Annotated in this window: 3 protein-coding genes; all 3 read left to right on the forward strand. The window is 66.9% G+C overall.

Going from position 1 to position 1,493, the window contains the following annotated elements:
* The first annotated feature begins 2 nt into the window (after positions 1-2).
* Complete coding sequence (locus ACXJKR_RS32360; RefSeq protein WP_457326346.1) at positions 3-149, forward strand: flagellar basal body L-ring protein FlgH; 147 nt, start codon at positions 3-5, stop codon at positions 147-149.
* 1 nt (position 150) lies between these two features.
* Entirely contained in the window at positions 151-1,257 is a 1,107-nt protein-coding gene (locus tag ACXJKR_RS32365) for a flagellar basal body P-ring protein FlgI (RefSeq protein WP_457326344.1), read from the forward strand.
* 15 nt (positions 1,258-1,272) lie between these two features.
* On the forward strand, positions 1,273-1,493 hold a 221-nt coding region (locus tag ACXJKR_RS32370), incomplete at its 3' end, for a flagellar basal body rod protein FlgB (protein ID WP_457326345.1).

Below are 1,493 nucleotides of genomic sequence, written 5' to 3' on the forward strand. Positions count from 1 at the left end.
GTGTGCGCCCGCGTGATGTGAGCGAGCAGAACGTCGTGCTGTCGAGCCGGCTGGCCGACGCCAGGCTGGCTTTCGTGGGTGACGGCGTGCTCGGCGATATGCAGCGCCCCCGCTGGTGGCAGAAGCTGCTGAGCCTTTTCGGGATTTGACATGCGTGCGGCGATATTCCTCTGCCTTGCTCTTGCTGCCGTGCTGCCTGCCCAGGCGCAGTCCGTGCGGCTCAAGGACCTTGCTCGCGTCGGTGCCCAGCGCGAGAACGCCCTGGTGGGCTATGGCGTGGTGACCGGCCTGTCCGGGTCGGGCGACAGCTCGCGCAGCAAGGCGACGCGCGTCACGCTGTCCAACCTTTTGAATCGGTTCGATCTCAATATCGCGTCGGATGACATCGCCAGCCGCAACGTCGCGGTCGTGATGGTCACCGCGAGCCTGCCGGCCTATGCCCGTCCGGGGGACCACGTCGACGTCTCGGTGAGCTCCGTGGGCGATGCACGCAGCCTTGAGGGCGGCACCTTGCTGATGGCTCCGCTCAAGGGCGCGGACGGCCGTGTCTATGTGCTGGCCCAGGGAGCGATGACGGTGGGCGGCTTCCGGCACGACGCGCAAGGCAACCAGGTGCAGAAGAACCACCCGACGGCCGGGCTCATCAGCGGCGGCGGCACGGTCGAAGTGGCATTGCAGGAGGAGCCAGAAGCTCAGCCCGTGCTTTCGCTGGTGCTGAACCAGGCCGACTTCGGCACCGCCGGCCGCATGGCGGACCGCATCAACGAGAGCTTTGGTGCCGAGCTGGCTGAGGTGCGCGATGCCGGCGCCGTCGAAGTGCAGGTCCCGCGCGGCTATCGCGCCAAGGTGCCTGCCTTCGTGCGGCAGATCGAAGCGCTGGCCGTCGAGCCGGACCATCACGCGCGTGTCGTCATCAACGAGCGCACCGGCACCCTCGTCGCCGRTGGCGATGTGCGCATTTCGCCGGTGGCCGTCGTCGTGGGCGAGACCAAGGTGACCGTCACCGCCGAAACCGCGGTGTCCCAGCCCATGCTTTTGCGTGCGCCCGGCGCGGGCGTCAGGACCGAGGTCTATACGAACAGCCAGCTGCGGGTGCAGGAACCGGTGGCACCCAAGTTCGTACCGGCCGGGCCGACACGGGTGTCCGATTTGGTTCAGTTGCTGGCCAAAGGCAAGACGGCGCCGCGCGACATGATTTCCATTCTTCAGGCGATCAAGGCGGCGGGTGCCCTGCATGCCGAGTTGATCGTTCAGTAAACCCAGGGAGCACTCTTGAACTTCATTGACCCTGCCACCTTGCAACTGGTGAGCCGTGCCCTGGATGCCGGCGCGATGAGGCACCAGGCCATTGCGCAGAACATCGCGAACGCCAACGTCACTGGCGCCAAGGCCCTGCGTGTGCAGTTCGAAGAGCTGCTCGGCGACGTCCAGACCGAACTGGCGGCGGGCCGCGGCTTCAAGGCCGAGAACGTTCCGGCGCCACAGGTTGTGGC

It is taken from the genome of Roseateles sp. P5_E11, assembly GCF_054049355.1.